The organism is Enterobacter sp. E20 (genome assembly GCF_000801755.2).
GTDB lineage: Bacteria > Pseudomonadota > Gammaproteobacteria > Enterobacterales > Enterobacteriaceae > Enterobacter > Enterobacter asburiae_B.
The window spans coordinates 1512992-1530876 of sequence record NZ_CP012999.1 but is presented as its reverse complement, the minus strand read 5'-3'; the positions used below and the strand labels follow the sequence as shown (position 1 = coordinate 1530876).

Annotated in this window: 12 protein-coding genes; 3 read left to right on the top strand and 9 right to left on the bottom strand. The window is 55.2% G+C overall.

What is annotated here, in order from left to right:
- Window positions 1-273 precede the first annotated feature (273 nt).
- From focA to pflA, 3 genes are all read left to right on the top strand, one after another.
- Window positions 274-1131 (top strand): formate transporter FocA, encoded by an 858-nt coding sequence (gene focA, locus NI40_RS07100; RefSeq protein ID WP_008499974.1) that lies wholly within the window; start codon window positions 274-276, stop codon window positions 1129-1131.
- Window positions 1132-1182: 51 nt separating this feature from the next.
- A complete protein-coding gene (pflB, locus tag NI40_RS07095; protein WP_033145088.1) occupies window positions 1183-3465 on the top strand; it encodes a formate C-acetyltransferase in 2283 nt (760 codons plus the stop codon).
- A 204-nt stretch (window positions 3466-3669) separates the two neighbouring features.
- Window positions 3670-4410 (top strand): pyruvate formate lyase 1-activating protein, encoded by a 741-nt coding sequence (gene pflA, locus NI40_RS07090; protein ID WP_023310991.1) that lies wholly within the window; start codon window positions 3670-3672, stop codon window positions 4408-4410.
- A 36-nt stretch (window positions 4411-4446) separates the two neighbouring features.
- On the opposite strand, the gene NI40_RS07085 is transcribed toward pflA, so the two are convergent.
- The 9 genes from NI40_RS07085 to NI40_RS07045 all read right to left on the bottom strand — a co-directional run bounded on the left by NI40_RS07085 (window position 4447) and on the right by NI40_RS07045 (window position 17855).
- Entirely contained in the window at window positions 4447-4968 is a 522-nt protein-coding gene (locus NI40_RS07085; RefSeq protein WP_023310990.1) for an anti-virulence regulator CigR family protein, read from the bottom strand.
- A gap of 123 nt (window positions 4969-5091) precedes the next feature.
- Window positions 5092-6240: an MFS transporter gene (locus NI40_RS07080; protein WP_033145087.1), complete on the bottom strand. Its 1149-nt coding sequence runs from the start codon at window positions 6238-6240 to the stop codon at window positions 5092-5094.
- Window positions 6241-6514: 274 nt separating this feature from the next.
- Complete coding sequence (locus NI40_RS07075) at window positions 6515-7378, bottom strand: dimethyl sulfoxide reductase anchor subunit family protein (RefSeq protein WP_029739492.1); 864 nt, start codon at window positions 7376-7378, stop codon at window positions 6515-6517.
- Window position 7379: 1 nt separating this feature from the next.
- A complete protein-coding gene (locus tag NI40_RS07070) occupies window positions 7380-7997 on the bottom strand; it encodes a DMSO/selenate family reductase complex B subunit (RefSeq protein ID WP_021240882.1) in 618 nt (205 codons plus the stop codon).
- 10 nt (window positions 7998-8007) lie between these two features.
- Window positions 8008-10452: a dimethylsulfoxide reductase subunit A gene (gene dmsA, locus NI40_RS07065; protein ID WP_039261562.1), complete on the bottom strand. Its 2445-nt coding sequence runs from the start codon at window positions 10450-10452 to the stop codon at window positions 8008-8010.
- A 211-nt stretch (window positions 10453-10663) separates the two neighbouring features.
- Window positions 10664-11956 carry a serine--tRNA ligase gene (gene serS / locus NI40_RS07060; RefSeq protein ID WP_008499983.1) on the bottom strand — a complete coding sequence of 431 codons (1293 nt, stop codon included), beginning with the start codon at window positions 11954-11956 and terminating at the stop codon, window positions 10664-10666.
- A 92-nt stretch (window positions 11957-12048) separates the two neighbouring features.
- Window positions 12049-13392, bottom strand: coding sequence for a replication-associated recombination protein RarA (gene rarA, locus NI40_RS07055; protein ID WP_039261560.1), 1344 nt, complete (start codon window positions 13390-13392; stop codon window positions 12049-12051).
- A gap of 9 nt (window positions 13393-13401) precedes the next feature.
- Entirely contained in the window at window positions 13402-14016 is a 615-nt protein-coding gene (gene lolA / locus NI40_RS07050; protein WP_023310983.1) for an outer membrane lipoprotein chaperone LolA, read from the bottom strand.
- A gap of 128 nt (window positions 14017-14144) precedes the next feature.
- Entirely contained in the window at window positions 14145-17855 is a 3711-nt protein-coding gene (locus NI40_RS07045) for a DNA translocase FtsK 4TM domain-containing protein (protein ID WP_039261558.1), read from the bottom strand.
- Between the last annotated feature and the right edge of the window lie 30 nt (window positions 17856-17885).

Sequence of the window (17885 nt, the reverse complement as noted above, 5' to 3'; positions counted from 1 at the left end):
ATAATAATATTTACCCGGGCTTTACTGTTACTTTTTATGGTAAATACTCCATATTAATTAACTGTGTCAGAGGTGGCCGAACGAAAAAATTCAACTCTTTTCATAACTTTTAAAATTTATTTTTATACGGATAATCAAATACTTACTCCGCATTTGCTGTAAAACCATACACACTGCGGGCCTATAAGCCAGGCGAGATATGATCTATATCAATTTCTCTTCTATAATGCTTTGTTAGTATCTCGTCGCCGACTTAATAAAGAGAGAGTTAGTGTGAAAGCTGACAACCCTTTTGATCTTTTACTCCCTGCTGCGATGGCCAAAGTTGCCGAAGAAGCGGGTGTCTATAAAGCAACGAAACACCCGATGAAGACGTTCTATCTGGCGATCACGGCTGGTGTGTTCATCTCTATCGCTTTCGTCTTCTACATCACCGCCACCACCGGTACTGCCGGAATGCCTTTCGGCATGGCCAAACTGATTGGCGGCATTTGCTTCTCACTGGGTCTGATTCTCTGCGTCATCTGCGGCGCCGACCTGTTCACCTCAACGGTGCTGATTGTCGTGGCAAAGGCCAGCGGAAGAATTACCTGGGGTCAGCTGGCACGTAACTGGCTTAACGTCTACGTGGGTAACCTGGTTGGCTGTCTGCTCTTTGTTTTGTTGATGTGGCTTTCTGGCGAGTACATGACCGCCAACGGTGGCTGGGGCCTAAACGTCCTGCAAACCGCCGACCACAAAATGCACCACACATTTATCGAAGCCGTTGCTCTCGGCATCCTCGCTAACCTAATGGTCTGCCTGGCTGTATGGATGAGCTACTCGGGTCGTAGCCTGATGGACAAAGCCTTAATTATGGTTCTGCCGGTTGCGATGTTTGTAGCCAGCGGCTTTGAGCACAGTATCGCGAATATGTTCATGATCCCAATGGGCATTGTCATCCGCGACTTTGCAAGCCCGGAGTTCTGGACCGCAGTTGGTTCATCCCCGGAAAGTTTCTCTCACCTGACTATTATGAATTTCATTACTGATAACCTGATCCCTGTCACTATCGGGAACATTATCGGTGGGGGTCTGTTAGTTGGGTTGACATACTGGGTCATTTACCTGCGTGGCGACGATCATCATTGATGGTTTTCTCAGGCAGTAAATAAAAAATCCACTTAAGAAGGTAGGTGTTACATGTCCGAGCTTAATGAAAAGTTAGCCACAGCCTGGGAAGGTTTTGCGAAAGGTGACTGGCAGAATGAAGTAAACGTACGTGACTTCATTCAGAAAAACTATACCCCGTATGAAGGTGACGAATCCTTCCTGGCTGGCGCAACTGACGCGACCACCAAGCTGTGGGACAGCGTAATGGAAGGCGTTAAACTGGAAAACCGCACTCACGCGCCAGTTGATTTTGACACCTCCGTTGCTTCCACCATCACTTCTCACGATGCTGGCTACATCAACAAAGCCCTTGAGAAAATCGTTGGTCTGCAGACTGAAGCACCACTGAAACGCGCAATCATCCCGTTCGGTGGTATCAAAATGGTTGAAGGTTCCTGCAAAGCGTATAACCGCGAGCTGGACCCAATGCTGAAAAAAATCTTCACCGAATACCGCAAAACCCACAACCAGGGCGTATTCGATGTTTACACCAAAGACATTCTGAACTGCCGTAAATCTGGCGTTCTGACTGGTCTGCCAGATGCGTATGGCCGTGGCCGTATCATCGGTGACTACCGTCGCGTTGCGCTGTACGGTATCGACTTCCTGATGAAAGACAAGTACGCGCAGTTTGTTTCCCTGCAGTCCGATCTGGAAAACGGCGTAAACCTGGAAGCGACTATCCGTCTGCGTGAAGAAATCGCTGAACAGCACCGCGCGCTGGGTCAGATCAAAGAGATGGCGGCAAAATATGGCTGCGATATCTCTGGTCCGGCGACCAACGCTCAGGAAGCTATCCAGTGGACCTACTTCGGCTACCTGGCCGCAGTTAAGTCTCAGAACGGTGCAGCAATGTCCTTCGGTCGCGTATCCACCTTCCTGGATGCGTACATCGAACGCGACATCAAAGCAGGCAAAATCACCGAGCAAGACGCTCAGGAAATGATTGACCACCTGGTCATGAAACTGCGTATGGTTCGCTTCCTGCGTACTCCTGAATACGATGAGCTGTTCTCTGGTGACCCAATCTGGGCAACAGAATCAATCGGTGGTATGGGCGTAGACGGCCGTACTCTGGTAACCAAAAACAGCTTCCGCTTCCTGAACACCCTGTACACCATGGGTCCTTCTCCGGAGCCGAACATCACCGTTCTGTGGTCTGAAAAACTGCCTCTGAACTTCAAGAAATTCGCCGCTAAAGTGTCCATCGATACCTCTTCTCTGCAGTACGAGAACGATGACCTGATGCGTCCGGACTTCAACAACGACGATTACGCTATCGCTTGCTGCGTAAGCCCAATGGTTGTTGGTAAACAAATGCAGTTCTTCGGTGCGCGTGCAAACCTGGCGAAAACCATGCTGTACGCAATCAACGGTGGCGTTGATGAAAAACTGAAAATGCAGGTTGGTCCTAAGTCTGAGCCGATCAAAGGCGACGTTCTGAACTTCGACGAAGTGATGGAGCGTATGGATCACTTCATGGACTGGCTGGCTAAACAGTACGTCACTGCGCTGAACGTTATCCACTACATGCACGACAAGTACAGCTACGAAGCCTCTCTGATGGCGCTGCACGACCGTGACGTTATCCGCACCATGGCGTGTGGTATCGCTGGTCTGTCCGTTGCTGCTGACTCCCTGTCTGCAATCAAATATGCGAAAGTTAAACCAATTCGTGACGAAGACGGCCTGGCTGTAGACTTCGAAATCGAAGGTGAATATCCGCAGTTTGGTAACAACGACTCTCGCGTTGATGACATGGCGGTTGACCTGGTAGAACGTTTCATGAAGAAAATTCAGAAACTGACTACTTACCGTAACGCTATCCCGACTCAGTCTGTTCTGACCATCACCTCTAACGTTGTGTATGGTAAGAAAACCGGTAACACCCCAGACGGTCGTCGTGCTGGCGCGCCATTCGGCCCAGGTGCTAACCCAATGCACGGTCGTGACCAGAAAGGTGCGGTTGCCTCTCTGACTTCCGTTGCTAAACTGCCGTTTGCTTACGCGAAAGATGGTATTTCTTACACCTTCTCTATCGTGCCAAACGCGCTGGGTAAAGACGACGAAGTGCGTAAAACTAACCTCGCGGGTCTGATGGATGGTTACTTCCACCACGAAGCGTCCATCGAAGGTGGTCAGCACCTGAACGTGAACGTCATGAACCGTGAAATGCTGCTCGACGCGATGGAACACCCTGAGAAATATCCTCAGCTGACCATCCGCGTATCTGGCTACGCAGTACGTTTTAACTCCCTGACTAAAGAACAGCAGCAGGACGTTATCACCCGTACTTTCACTCAGTCCATGTAAGTGGAATTGACTGAAATCACGCGTTAAAAAGCGTACAATAAAGGCTCCACGTCAGTGGGGCCTTTTTAGCACCCTCTCCACCTCAGTCTCTTTTGTCCGCTATCTATACTCTATGGATATCAGCCAAAACAGACTTCAACACAGCCGGCTTTGAGCTGTGCATACTCAGGCCCCGGACGGGCCGATGCTGGAGATATCACCGCAATGTCAATTATTGGTCGCATTCACTCCTTTGAATCCTGTGGCACCGTCGATGGCCCGGGTATCCGTTTCATCACCTTTTTCCAGGGCTGCCTGATGCGCTGCCTGTACTGCCATAACCGTGACACCTGGGATACGCACGGCGGTAAAGAAGTGACCGTTGAAGACTTGATGAAAGAGGTGGTGACCTACCGCCACTTTATGAACGCGTCCGGCGGTGGCGTCACCGCATCCGGCGGTGAAGCCATTCTGCAGGCTGAATTTGTCCGCGACTGGTTCCGCGCCTGCCATAAAGAAGGCATTCATACCTGCCTCGACACCAACGGCTTCGTACGCCGTTACGATCCGGTTATCGACGAGCTGCTTGAAGTGACCGATCTGGTCATGCTCGATCTCAAACAGATGAACGATGAGATCCACCAGAACCTCGTTGGCGTCTCAAACCACCGCACGCTGGAATTCGCCAAATACATTGCCGATAAAGGCATCAAAACCTGGATCCGCTACGTGGTGGTTCCCGGCTGGTCAGATGACGACGACTCCGCGCACCGCCTGGGGGAATTTACCCGCGACATGGGCAACGTCGAAAAAATCGAGCTTCTGCCCTATCACGAGCTGGGTAAACATAAATGGGTGGCGATGGGCGAAGAGTACAAACTTGATGGCGTGAAGCCGCCGAAAAAAGAGACGATGGAACGCGTCAAAGGTATTCTTGAACAGTACGGCCACAAGGTGATGTATTAAAGAAAAGGCCCGGTGAGAACCGGGCCTTTTTATATTCTATTTAAAGACGCCGTTAATAACGGACGTCACAATGGCTGTACTCAGCGCAATTAAGACCAGGTCGTCTCCGACCACGCGCCATTCATAGCCAGGGTAGGAAGGAAGCTGGCCCAGCATTGAGGCCGGTACGGTTTTCTTCGCAATGCCCGGAGGCAACGGTTTACCGCGCGCCAGGTTTTTCGCGATACCCGGAGGCAGAGAGTCATAGCCCGTTAGGCCATAATTCAGCGCCAGATGGCGGGCATGATCGAAGCTCACGCGAGCGTCGACATCGTTACCGACATCTTTACTGCTTTTAAAGCTTTTATCCGATTTTCCAGGGTTATCCTGACCGTTATTTTGCTTATTGCCATGGTTACCAGAATTTCCGTTACCATGATTACCGCCATTACCTTGCCCGCCACCGTTTCCGTGACCACCGCCATTCCCGTTTCCAGGATTAGCCATGACCGGAGCCGTTGCAAACGTTAAAGACAACACTACGGCAAGTGCGGTAGTGGAAAAACGACGAATAGACATGATTGCTGCCTTATAGTGGTAGGACTCACATGAATTATCGCCTGGCGCAATAAACAAACAATAAGTAAAACTCTTAGTTGTGACAGGGACAAAAAAGCCTGTCATCGACAGGCTTTTAATCAATCAGGCATGAGCCACAGGCGTTGGGTGTTCGCCCACTTTGCGCAGCAGCATTAAGAGATAAATAAACGACACGCTGGCGATCATGATAAATAATAAATTATCAGAGTAATTCTGCATCAGCATCGCGGTAAACGTCGGCCCTAATAAGCTGCCGATGGTATAGCTCAGTAACAGCGCCTGGTTCATTGCCACCAGCTGGTGATGTTCAACTTTCTCACAGGCCCAGGCCATCGCGACCGGATAGAGCGTAAAGCCGGCCGCCCCGAGAATAAACAGCGCAGGCGCCATCGCGGCGTTGCTGAGCATGGCAAGGCATCCCATGATGACCACAAAGACCTGAACGCGCAGCACCAGCAGACGGCCGAAACGATCCGCCAGTCGGCCAATCGGCCACTGCCCGACGATCCCCGCACTCACCATGACCGCCATCCAGAAACCAATTCCGGAATCGCTGACGCCCTGATGATTCAGATAGAGCGGCATCAGGCCGTAGAGCGAGCCCAGTACAATCCCCGAGATAATGCAGCCGTTAACGCCCAGACGCGCCTGACGGAGTCTGAGCATCGGCCAGACGTGGGTCGCTTCCTGATGCTCGCTGTTCTGGTTCACAATGCGCGTGAAGAGCAGCGGCAGGATCGCGGCGAGCACCATGCCCGTTACCCACGGCAGAACGCTCATCAGATCGGTTGGCAGCTTGCTGACCATCAGTTGACCCAGCACGGTGCCGACGTAATAAACCATCATATAGGCTGCCAGCAGGCGTCCACGGTTGCGCGAAGTGCCGCTGCACATCAGCGCGCTTTCAACTACCACCCAAATCATCGCGCAGCCTACGCCTGCGATAAAGCGCCATGCCATCCAGCTCCAGAAGCCGACCATCAGGCCCAGCCCGGCACACCCGGCGGCGAAAATCAGCGAAGCCAGATAATAGCTGCGATTAAAGCCAAAGCGCTTAATCAGGCTCCCGGTCATTAGCGTACCCAGCAGGTTCCCGGTAAAAAAGGACGAGCTGACCATACCCACCTGCCAGGTCGGTAAGTTTTCATGGGCGAGCCATAGCGGGACGAGCGTATTTAACACTGCGATCGCCAGGGTCAACAGAAGCAGGCCACAAAGCAACAGAAGCACTGGCCGGGTATAGGTGGTCATGGATTAAAAACCGTGAGGAAGTTCAGATTTCGTGCGCATCATGCCACTGGCAAAAACAAAGTCAATCCACTGATTTAGCCGCCTCGCACAATATGTTCCCTGTCGATTTAAAAAACTTATCCTGCTAATGCCACGCCTGCTATAGATATTTATTATGTGTCTGTTTTTATTTATTAATGGGCGAAATTAAAACAAAACGACAGTCGAAAAATTTCATGATCGAAAAAAGAAAAGCCGGGCACTCAGGCCCGGCTTGATATAACTCAATGCAACGTTAACTGGCGATAGCCATACCTACGGTCATATGCAACCCGTAGAACACACCGCGGCCAATCAGTTCACCCGCCAGAACCAGCACAAAGGCCAGTGACAGCAACGGCAGCGCGGGCTGATAACCTTTGAGCTGAGGAGCAATCCAGAATACCAACGCTGCGACCAGCAGAACGATGCGCCAGGCCATCAGAGAACCGTAGTCCGGCACCAGGGCAGAAGCCTGCTGGATAGAGCTGTGAATGGTTGCCAGTTCGGCACCCTGCATCAGGGCGACCATCGCACTCACCACCAGCGCCAGCAGCGAAACAGCCGGCAGCAAACGCATTGCCCACCCGTCTACGCCCGCCACGCGCAGCAGCAGGTAGCCCAGCAGCGGCCCGCCGATAAACATCGTCAGGAAGAAGCTCATCGGCGTCCAGACGCTGTACCAGGTTGGAACGGTATCGATGGTGTTATAGACGCGCACCATCATCCACACGAACACCACGCCCAGCACCATGGTCACGATCAGCCACAGGCTGCGCAGACCCGCAGGCAATTTCTTCAAAGCGGCCAGCAGCCAGCCCAGCCCACCGACGGCAAAGAAAATTGCCCCGCTGGCAATCTCGTTACTGAGGGACGATGCCCCTACGCGGTTCAGAGAGTTAAACGCGCGCATCGGCGAACCCAGGTGCAGCGTAGAGGCGATAAAGCCAATTCCCATCAGCACCCACAGGCCAAACATGCTCAACACTAAACGCTGCTGCTGTTCAGCGTTGAGATTCCCCTTCAGCAGCGCCAGCGCGAGCACAATGAAACCGCCCGCCACACACTGGCCAAAGACCGTGAAGATCATCAGCGGCCATTCATGCCATCCACTTCCCATCTCACACCTCCTTCGGATTTGCCAGGTAGCCGGTGGTGTCACCTGTAGGACGGCTGTTGGCGTTAGGTTTAATCACAATGCTCGGCTTCGTGAAGTGCGCAGACGGCAGCGGTGCCACTGCGGCAAGCTGACCGTGTTTTTGACGCAGCTCTTCAATCGGACCGAAGTCCAGCGCGCGCAGCGGACAGGACTCGACGCAAATCGGCTTTTTGCCATCCGCCACGCGGGTGTGGCAACCGTCGCATTTGGTCATATGACCTTTGGCGGCGTTGTACTGCGGCGCGCCGTACGGGCACGCCATGTGGCAGTACCGACAGCCGATGCAGACATCTTCGTCCACCACCACAAAGCCGTCTTCACGCTTGTGCATCGCCCCACTCGGGCAGACCTTGGTGCAGGCCGGATCTTCACAGTGGTTACAGGCAATCGACAGGTAATAGGCAAAGACGTTCTGATGCCAGACGCCGTTATCTTCCTGCCAGTCGCCCCCGGCGTATTCGTAGATGCGGCGGAAGCTGACGTCAGGAGTCAGGTCTTTGTAATCTTTACAGGCCAGCTCGCAGGTTTTGCACCCGGTGCAACGGCTGGAATCGATAAAAAATCCATACTGGGTTGTCATCGGCTACTCCTTAAACCTTTTCAACCTGGACAAGGTTTGTGTGGGATGGGTTGCCCTTCGCCAGCGGCGACGGACGCTGCGTGGTCAGTACGTTAATACTGCCCGCCTGGTCGATGCGGTTGGCATCAGGGTTGTACCAGGCCCCTTCCCCCAGCGCCACCACGCCTGGCATCATGCGCGGCGTCACTTTGGCCTCAATGTGCACCTCGCCGCGGCCGTTGAAGATACGCACGCGATCGCCATTGCTGATGCCGCGTGCTTTGGCATCCATCGGGTTGATCCACATCTCCTGACGGCAGGCGGCCTTAAGTACTTCGACATTGCCGTAGGTGGAGTGAACGCGCGCTTTGTAGTGGAAACCGGTCAGCTGCAGCGGGAATTTCGCCGTCAGCGGATCGTTATAGTTTTCAAAACCTGGCGTGTAGATCGGCAGAGGATCGATAACGTCCCCTTCCGGCAGCTCCCAGGTCGACGCGATTTTTGCCAGCTCTTCTGAGTAGATTTCGATTTTGCCCGACGGCGTGGTCAGCGGGTTCGCCTGCGGATCTTCACGGAACGCTTTGTACGCCACGTGGTGCCCTTCCGGATCGCGCTGTTTGTACATACCCTGCTTACGGAAGGTATCGAAATCAGGCAGGTCAGGGACCGCCTTACGGGAGAGTTCATGCAGATGGCGCATCCACCCTTCCTGAGTACGCCCCTCGGTAAACTGCTGCTCAACGCCAAGACGTTTCGCCAGCTCAGAGGTCATCTCATAAATGGTTTTGCACTCGAAGCGCGGTTTAATCGCCTGGTCGGTAAAGATCACGTAGGACATGTTGCCGCAGGAGGCATCCAGCGCGAAATCCATCTGTTCAGAGGCGGTGCAGTCCGGCAGCAGGATATCGGCGTATTTCGCCGAGGAGGTCATGTGGCAGTCGATGACCACAATCATCTCGCACTTCTTGTCATCCTGCAGGATTTCATGGGTGCGGTTGATCTCTGAATGCTGGTTGATGAGACAGTTACCGGCATAGTTCCAGATCATCTTGATCGGCACGTCCAGCTTGTCCTTGCCGCGCACGCCGTCGCGCAGGGCGGTCATTTCAGGACCACGTTCGATCGCATCGGTCCACATAAACATGGAGATGCTGGTCTGAACCGGGTTATCCAGCGTCGGCATACGTTCAAACGGCACTTCATACGAGCCTTCACGCGCGCCGGTGTTACCGCCGTGAATACCGACGTTGCCGGTCAGAATGGAGAGCATGGAGATGGCGCGAGTCGCGATTTCGCCGTTCGCATGGCGCTGCGGTCCCCAGCCCTGGCTGATGTAGGCCGGTTTGGCCGAGCCAATCTCACGCGCCAGCTGAACGATACGCTCGGGCGGAATACCGGTGATGGTGGACGCCCACTCGGGTGTTTTCGCCACGCCGTCGCTGCCCTGCCCGAGAATATAGGCCTTGTAATGGCCATTTGCAGGCGCGCTGGCTGGCAGGGTTTTCTCGTCATAGCCGACGCAGTATTTATCCAGGAAAGGCTGATCGACGAGGTTTTCTGTGATCATTACCCACGCAAGCGCCGAGACCAGCGCTGCATCGGTACCCGGACGGATTGGGATCCACTCGTCTTCACGTCCGGCGCCGGTGTCGGTATAGCGCGGATCGATAATGATCATGCGGGCATTGGATTTGGCGCGGGCCTGTTCGAGGTAATAGGTTACCCCGCCGCCGCTCATGCGGGTTTCGCCCGGGTTGTTACCGAACAGGACGACCAACTTACTGTTTTCGATATCGGACGGGCTGTTGCCGTCCGCCCAGCCGCCGTAGGTATAGTTCAGGCCAGCAGCAATCTGCGCCGATGAGTAGTCGCCGTAGTGGTTGAGATAACCGCCGCAGCAGTTCATCAGGCGTGCCACCAGCGTTTTACCCGGTGGCCAGGAGCGGGTCAGCGTACCGCCGAGCGTCCCAGTGCCGTAGTTCAGGTAGATGGATTCGTTGCCGTACTCTTTGATAAGGCGCTGCATATTGGTGGCGATAATGTCGTAGGCTTCATCCCAGCTAATCCGCTCGAACTTCCCTTCCCCACGCTTACCGACGCGCTTCATCGGATATTTCAGACGGTCCGGATTATACACGCGACGACGCATGGAGCGGCCGCGCAAGCAGGCGCGAACCTGATGTAACCCTTCATAGTTATCGTCCCCGGTGTTGTCGGTTTCGACATATTTTATTTCGCCATCCACTACGTGCATACGCAGCGGACAACGGCTACCGCAGTTTACGGTACAGGCACTCCACACCACTTTTTCCGGAGCTGAGGCTGGGGATAGTGCATCAGCCGCTGAGGCCAGTCGGGTAAAAGGAAGCGTGAAGGCGCTGCTGGCTACGGCCAGGCCGCCTATTGCCGTGGTTTTCATCAACCCACGGCGAGTGACCTCGGCAGCCATTAATGCTTCAGGCGCGTTGATTTTCATAGAGACTCACTTTGGTTGCTCACAAAGAAAAGAGTGGCGGCGCAAACCGCTATGTATTTTTATATACAACGAATTTTTACGTAATCAGCTTTTTATGCTGACTTTCATTCGGAGGAGTATTACTACTTTAGAGGGAGGGGGTATTGCGTCGTGTCAATTCAGAGGCATAAAAAAAGCGCCCAAAGGCGCTTTTTTGTTGTGAGGCAAAGAATTAGCCGATGTACTGCTGGCCTTTCATGTATGGGCGCAGCACTTCAGGGATCTCAATACGACCGTCTGCCTGCTGGTAGTTTTCCAGCACGGCAACCAGCGTACGGCCCACAGCCAGACCAGAACCGTTCAGGGTATGCACCAGACGGGTTTTCTTGTCAGATTTGCTGCGGCAGCGTGCCTGCATACGACGCGCCTGGAAATCCCAGACGTTAGAGCAGGAGGAGATCTCACGATAGGTGTTCTGCGCAGGCACCCACACTTCCAGATCGAAGGTTTTGCAGGCGCCAAAGCCCATATCACCGGTGCACAGGGCCATACGACGGTACGGCAGGCCCAGCAGCTCCAGCACTTTCTCAGCGTGGCCGGTCATCTCTTCCAGCGCGTCCATGGACTCTTCAGGACGGACGATCTGCACCATTTCAACTTTGTCGAACTGGTGCATACGGATCAGACCGCGCGTGTCGCGACCGTAAGAACCTGCTTCAGAACGGAAGCACGGTGAATGTGCCGTTAGCTTAATTGGCAGGTCGTCTTCATCGATGATCTCATCACGCACGAGGTTAGTCAGCGGCACTTCAGCGGTTGGGATCAGCGCGTAGTTGCTGCTGTCTGCTTCCTCGTCCAGCGGACGGGTATGGAACAGATCGCCGGCAAATTTCGGCAGCTGGCCCGTACCGTACAGCGTATCGTGGTTGACCAGATACGGCACGTAGGTTTCGCTGTAGCCATGCTGCTCGGTGTGCAGATCCAGCATGAACTGCGCCAGCGCGCGGTGCAGATGGGCAATCTGGCCTTTCATCACCACAAAACGGGAGCCGGTCAGCTTAACCGCTGCCGCAAAGTCCAGGCCCGCGTGCATTTCGCCCAGCGTCACGTGATCGCGCACTTCGAAGTCAAACTCACGAGGCGTACCCCAGCGTTTCACTTCAACGTTGTCGTTTTCATCTTTGCCGACAGGCACGCTGTCGTCAGGAATATTCGGGATAGCCAGGGCAATATCACGAATCTCGGCCTGAAGAACGTCCAGCTCAGCTTTTGCCTGATCCAGTTCTTCACCCAGTTTGTTCACTTCCAGGCGTAATGGCTCAATATCTTCCCCGCGCGCTTTCGCCTGGCCGATGGATTTCGATCGAGAGTTACGCTCTGCCTGCAGATTTTCAGTTTGTACCTGCAGAACTTTACGACGCTCTTCGAGAGCGCGCAGCTTATCTACATCCAGCTTAAAGCCCCGGCGTGCCAGTTTTTCAGCGACTGCGTCTGGCTCATTACGCAGCAGATTGGGATCGAGCATGCTTATCCTGTGCTTATCGAATTAAAATAGGAAAATGTGACCACAGCCTGCGGCCACAAGGATACATTGCCAACATTACCGCAACGATTGAACTAACGGTAGCGTTTTATAGGGCTATTTTGATCCTGTCCGGCGAGCCAGGTGAGCTTTTCACCAATCTTGCCTTCAAGACCTCTGTTTGTGGGGTGATAATAGCGCGTTTGTGCCATCTCCTGCGGGAAATATTCCTCCCCGGCAGCGTAGGCATTGGGTTCATCATGAGCGTAACGATACTCCTGCCCATATCCCATCTCTTTCATCAGCTTGGTCGGCGCGTTACGCAGGTGAACCGGCACATCGTAGTCCGGACGTTCACGCGCGTCGGACATCGCCGCTTTAAAGGCGGTATAAACCGCATTGCTTTTCGGCGCGCAGGCCAGATAGACAATCGCCTGCGCAATCGCACGTTCGCCTTCCGCAGGTCCAACGCGGGTGAAGCAGTCCCAGGCCGACAGCGCAACCTGCATGGCGCGAGGATCGGCATTACCGACATCTTCTGACGCAATCGCCAGACAGCGACGCGCGACATATAACGGATCGCCGCCCGCAGTGATAATGCGCGCGTACCAGTAAAGCGCCGCATCCGGCGCGCTGCCGCGCACGGACTTATGCAGCGCCGAGATCAGGTCGTAAAAACGGTCGCCTTTGTTATCGAAACGCGCGCTGCGCTCCCCCGCAATTTCGGTGAGCAGCTCCTGCTTCAGCACCCGCTTCCCGGCATCGTTGATTTCGGCCATGTCGGCCATCATTTCCAGCGTGTTCAGCGCACGCCGCGCATCACCGTTGACCAGCTCGGCAATCGCACGACGCGTGTCGTCAGGCAGAACGATATCCTGCCCGCCGTAGCCGCGCGCTTTGTCGTCCATCGCCTGGGTGAGAACCTTTTCGATATCCTCGATGGTGAGCGATTTGAGCAGGTAAACGCGCGCGCGGGAAAGCAGCGCCGAGTTCAGTTCAAACGATGGGTTTTCGGTGGTCGCACCGATGAAGAAGATCGTGCCGTCTTCAATATGCGGCAGGAAGGCATCCTGCTGGCTCTTGTTGAAGCGGTGGACTTCGTCCACGAAGAGGATGGTGCGCCGCCCGGCATTGCGGTTCTGCCGCGCACGCTCGATCGCCTCACGGATCTCTTTCACGCCGGAGGTGACCGCCGAGATACGTTCAACGTCCGCGTTGGCATAGCGGGCGATCACTTCTGCAAGCGTGGTCTTGCCGGTGCCAGGGGGTCCCCAGAGGATCATGGAGTGAAGATGCCCGGCCTCAATGGCGCGCGGCAACGGCTTACCGGCAGCCAGCAGATGTTGCTGGCCGATGTACTGCGCTAAATTTTCTGGCCGCATACGGGCGGCCAGAGGTTGAAACGCGTTATCTGAAAAATCGAGCGACAGATTGCCCACTCACGCCTCTTACTTATTGCGTTGGTCGTCCACCGTTACGCCCTGCGGCGGGGTAAAGGTGAATTTCGATGCATCAACGGCGCCGTTTTGCTGAGACTTGAGCTGGTAGCTGCTGCGCTGATCGTCCTGCTCAACCGCGCCAAACTGATTAATCGTACCGTTGGTGCTTACGTTAATGGTGAACTGCTTCAGGTTGCCGTTGCTGCCTTTCGGCGTCAGGACAAACTCGTCACCCGTCTGTTTAATATTGTACTGCTGCCAGTCGCTGGACTGGTTACGGGCAATCAGCATAAACGGCGTATTGCTGGTGGCATCTTTCAGCCAGGTCGCCGTTGCCTGCTCAACGAACGGGTTGAAGAACCATAAGGTTTTGCCGTCAGACACCAGGATACTCTCATCCGGCTGGGTCATATGCCAGTTAAACAGATTTGGGCGTTTTACCCACAAATCTCCCTGACCTTCCTGCACCGCGTTGCCGCTGCCGTCAGTCACTTTTTGCGTGAAGCTGGCGTGGAAGCTGCTTACTTTATCCAGTCGGCTTTTAAGGTCGCTGGCTGCATCAGCCCAGACGCTGCTGGCGACAAAACTGGTGAGTAATGCACAGGCGATGGCGATTTTTTTCATTGTTATTCCTTAAAATACGTCTTCCCGATATGGGGTTTCCGTCTTCTATTCTGGACCTGCCCGAAGGCAGGCGACAGAAGAAAATGCTTAATTTTGGCTGATTTACCCTTCTTTGCAATCGCTGAAGGTTAATCAAACGGCGGTGGTGCCAGCACCTCGCGGTTACCGTTATGCCCCTGCTCGCTCACAATACCCTGCGCTTCCATCTGCTCGATGATGCGCGCCGCGCGGTTATAGCCGATGCGGAACTGACGCTGCACGCCAGAGATGGACGCTTTGCGTTTTTCGGTAACGAAGTTAACCGCCTGATCGAATAACGGATCCAGCTCTTCGCCGCCGTCGAAGCCACCGCCGCCGCCTTCGCTTTCCGTGTCGCTGGTAATACCGTCAACGTATTGCGGACGACCGCGCGCTTTCCAGTCCTGCACGACGGCGTGAACTTCCTCATCGCGGACGAACGCACCGTGGACACGCACCGGAGAGGTGGAGTTCGGGCCGGAATAGAGCATATCACCCATACCCAGCAGCGACTCTGCGCCGCCCTGGTCAAGAATGGTACGGGAGTCAATTTTACTGGATACGGTAAAGGCGATACGCGTCGGGATGTTCGCTTTGATAAGACCAGTGATCACGTCCACGGAAGGACGCTGGGTCGCCAGCACAAGGTGAATACCGGCCGCACGCGCTTTCTGCGCCAGACGGGCAATCAGCTCTTCTACTTTCTTACCGACGGTCATCATCAGGTCAGCGAATTCATCGACCAGCACGACGATATAAGGCAGTTTTTCCAGCACCGGATGCTGGGCATCCATGCTGTCACCCGGCTTCCAGTAAGGATCCGGGATCGGACGCCCCATGCGCACCGCCTGGGCAATTTTCTCGTTATAACCGGCCAGGTTACGCACGCCCAGCGCAGACATCAGCTTGTAGCGGCGTTCCATCTCGTTGACGCTCCAGCGCAGGGCGTTGGCGGCGTCTTTCATGTCGGTGACCACTTCGGTCAGCAGATGCGGGATGCCTTCGTAGACCGACAGTTCGAGCATTTTCGGGTCGATCATGATGAAACGCACATCTTCCGGCTGCGCTTTATAGAGCATGCTGAGGATCATGGCGTTCACACCGACAGACTTACCGGAACCGGTGGTACCCGCTACCAGCAGGTGAGGCATTTTGGCGAGATCCGCGACTACCGGATCGCCAGCGATATCTTTACCCAGCACCACGGTCAGCGGAGATGGGTTATCGCGGAATTTGGTGTTATCCAGCACTTCACGCAGGTAGACGGTCTGACGTTTCTTGTTCGGCAGCTCAAGGCCAACGTACGGTTTGCCCGGTATTACTTCCACCACTCGCACAGCAACGGTCGAGAGAGAACGCGCCAGGTCGCGGGACAGGTTGGAAATACGCGCGGCTTTCACGCCAGGCGCCAGGTTCAGTTCAAAACGGGTGATCACAGGACCCGGCGAGTAGTTCACCACGTCCGCCTTGATGCGGAAGTCAGCCAGACGCGCTTCAACCAGACGCGCCATCTGCTCCAGCGCGAAGGTATCGACCGGCTCCACTTCTGACGGCGGCGGCGTTAACAGATCCAGAGACGGCAGCGGCGTGCTTGGACGCTGCAGCGGACGGCTGTCACCGTTACGCATCAGCAGCGGGTGAATCAGACTTTCCTGCGGCTGAGGCGCAGGCTGCTGGAACTGCGGCGGCTGTGGTGGCTGCTGCGGTTGCTGAACAGGTTGATGCGGCTGCGCATACGGCTGCTGAACAGGCTGCTGCGGCTGCGCGTAGGCCTGTGATGCTGGCTGCTGGCGCACAGGCTCAGCTTCCGGCATCACGCTCGGGGTAAATAAAGGCTCGCTCGGGCCATCATCCACCAGATCCTTCATCGGCGAGAATTCAAAATCAGACAGCGAGAACGGATTTGCGCCAGCCGGTTGTTCACCGGAATAGCGCTGCTGCTGGGTGGCGGCGAACTGGCGTGCCAGTTCTGCTTCAGCCGCGTCATCTTCGTCTTCCAGCATAGGTTCATCGTGCTGGTATTCATTACCGTAGCGCTGATTCTGCTGCGCGGCGAACTGACGGGCCAGCTCGTCCTGCTCCATTTCATCGGCGTCATCTTCGTACTCAGGCTCGCGCGCTTTCTCTTCCGCCATACGCTGGGAAGGCAGCTTGATGCCATAAGAGGCAAGCTCACGGCGGGTTGGAACGCGAACGCGGTTAGGGCGAGGCAGTTGCGGACCAATCCCCTCCTTCACCTGAGGACGTGGTGTGCCACTGGTTGCCAGGCTAAAGACAGGTGCAGCTACGGCTGCGGCCGCGGTAGCCTGCTTCACGCTTTCCGCTACGGGTGCGACTGCAGGCGTCGGGTCGATCGGTGGAACGGAAACAGAAGGCGCTTTCGTCACCGGCTCCTGCACCGGTTCAGGTACAGGCTGGTACCAGGCCGCCAGCTGCTCGCGTTCACGCGCGCGACGCTCTTCAACTTCTTCAAAATAGTACATCGGTGGACGAGAGGGTTTTACCTCTTCCACGATTTCAGGTTCAGGCTGCGGCTCTACATAAGGCTGCACAGGTTCAACCGGTTCAGGCACATACTCCTGATAAGGTTGGGCCACAGGCTGTTCATAGTGCGGGGACTCTTGTGGTTCATACGAAGGCTGCGGCGGCTGATATGGCTGCTGCCACTGCTCCTGCTGCACAGGGATGTAGCTTTCAGGTTCAGGCGCGATAACCGGCTCCGGCGTGTGAACGCCTGGCGCAGTCTGCCAGTCAACCTGAGGCTGCTGAATAACGGATTCCGGCGGCGAAACCGGCGCGGATGGCGTCACGGCGTCGACAGGCGCGGCATACGCCTGCGCAGCGGTCGTCGCGGCTGCGGCGGCTGCAACCGGCTCGGTAACCGAATGGCCATTTAACAGCGGATCGTATTCGTCGAAGTCACCCGGAGTGGCCCGGCTGCCGGAGAAGAGCACATCGTCAGGATCGACGGCGACACCTGCAGCGCGATACGCCACCTGCTCGTCTTCATCCATGCGTTTACCGGAGAAGAGCGCCGCATCGGTTTTACGACCCAGCGGGTTGGCAAATTTCTCAGCAACACGCTGACGACGCGCCAGCGCGCCGCGCAGAATACGCGCACGACGAGACTCTCGACGCTGCACAGGCGCGTCATCTTCCTCTTCATCTTCGTACTCGTCTTCATCAACCCACGTATCGTCACGGCGAGTACGGTTGCTGGCGAAAGTCAGAATGGTGAGGATAAAACTTCCGATCTTCTCGGCAATGCTCACCCAGGACCAGCCGGTAAACAGCGTCAGCCCGGCCGCCCAGATGCAGAGCAGCGCCAGCGTGCCGCCGCTGCTGTGCAGCATCGGCTGCAGCGCAGAACTGAGTAAACTGCCGATCACTCCGCCAGAGGCGAAGTACCAGATATCATCCGCATTGATTGCCGCCAGCCCGCACGAGGTGAGGATCAGCGCCAGCGCGCCAATCAGGCGCAGCGACACGGCAAAATAGTCGATGTAATCATCGTTCTGACGATGACGCCACGCAAACCAGCATCCGCCAATGATAATGACGGGAAGGGTGTAGGCCATCACACCGAAAATGAAGAACAGCGTGTCCGCAAGCCAGGCACCGGGGACACCGCCTAAATTATGGATAGGCTCATGCCATGCAGTTTGTGACCAGCTGGGATCTGAGGGGTTGAAACTGAGTAAGGCTGCCATCAGCCAGACGGCAAAAAGGGCAATAACAATCAGCAAAGCCTCGAGGAGACGACGTCCGCTGCTTAGCTTCGATAGTGTGACTTCTTTGTCTTCAGTGTATTCCTGGCTCAAAAAAGGCTCTCCAGGTATCAGGCATATCCT

What these genes read in the sequence shown, in the direction of transcription:
- pflB (WP_033145088.1), top strand. Translation starts at nt 1,183, where the DNA reads ATGTCCGAGCTTAATGAAAAGTTAGCCACAGCCTGGGAAGGTTTTGCG.
- pflA (WP_023310991.1), top strand. Translation starts at nt 3,670, where the DNA reads ATGTCAATTATTGGTCGCATTCACTCCTTTGAATCCTGTGGCACCGTC.
- NI40_RS07085 (WP_023310990.1), bottom strand. Translation starts at nt 4,968, where the DNA reads ATGTCTATTCGTCGTTTTTCCACTACCGCACTTGCCGTAGTGTTGTCT.
- NI40_RS07080 (WP_033145087.1), bottom strand. Translation starts at nt 6,240, where the DNA reads ATGACCACCTATACCCGGCCAGTGCTTCTGTTGCTTTGTGGCCTGCTT.
- NI40_RS07075 (WP_029739492.1), bottom strand. Translation starts at nt 7,378, where the DNA reads ATGGGAAGTGGATGGCATGAATGGCCGCTGATGATCTTCACGGTCTTT.
- NI40_RS07070 (WP_021240882.1), bottom strand. Translation starts at nt 7,997, where the DNA reads ATGACAACCCAGTATGGATTTTTTATCGATTCCAGCCGTTGCACCGGG.
- dmsA (WP_039261562.1), bottom strand. Translation starts at nt 10,452, where the DNA reads ATGAAAATCAACGCGCCTGAAGCATTAATGGCTGCCGAGGTCACTCGC.
- serS (WP_008499983.1), bottom strand. Translation starts at nt 11,956, where the DNA reads ATGCTCGATCCCAATCTGCTGCGTAATGAGCCAGACGCAGTCGCTGAA.
- lolA (WP_023310983.1), bottom strand. Translation starts at nt 14,016, where the DNA reads ATGAAAAAAATCGCCATCGCCTGTGCATTACTCACCAGTTTTGTCGCC.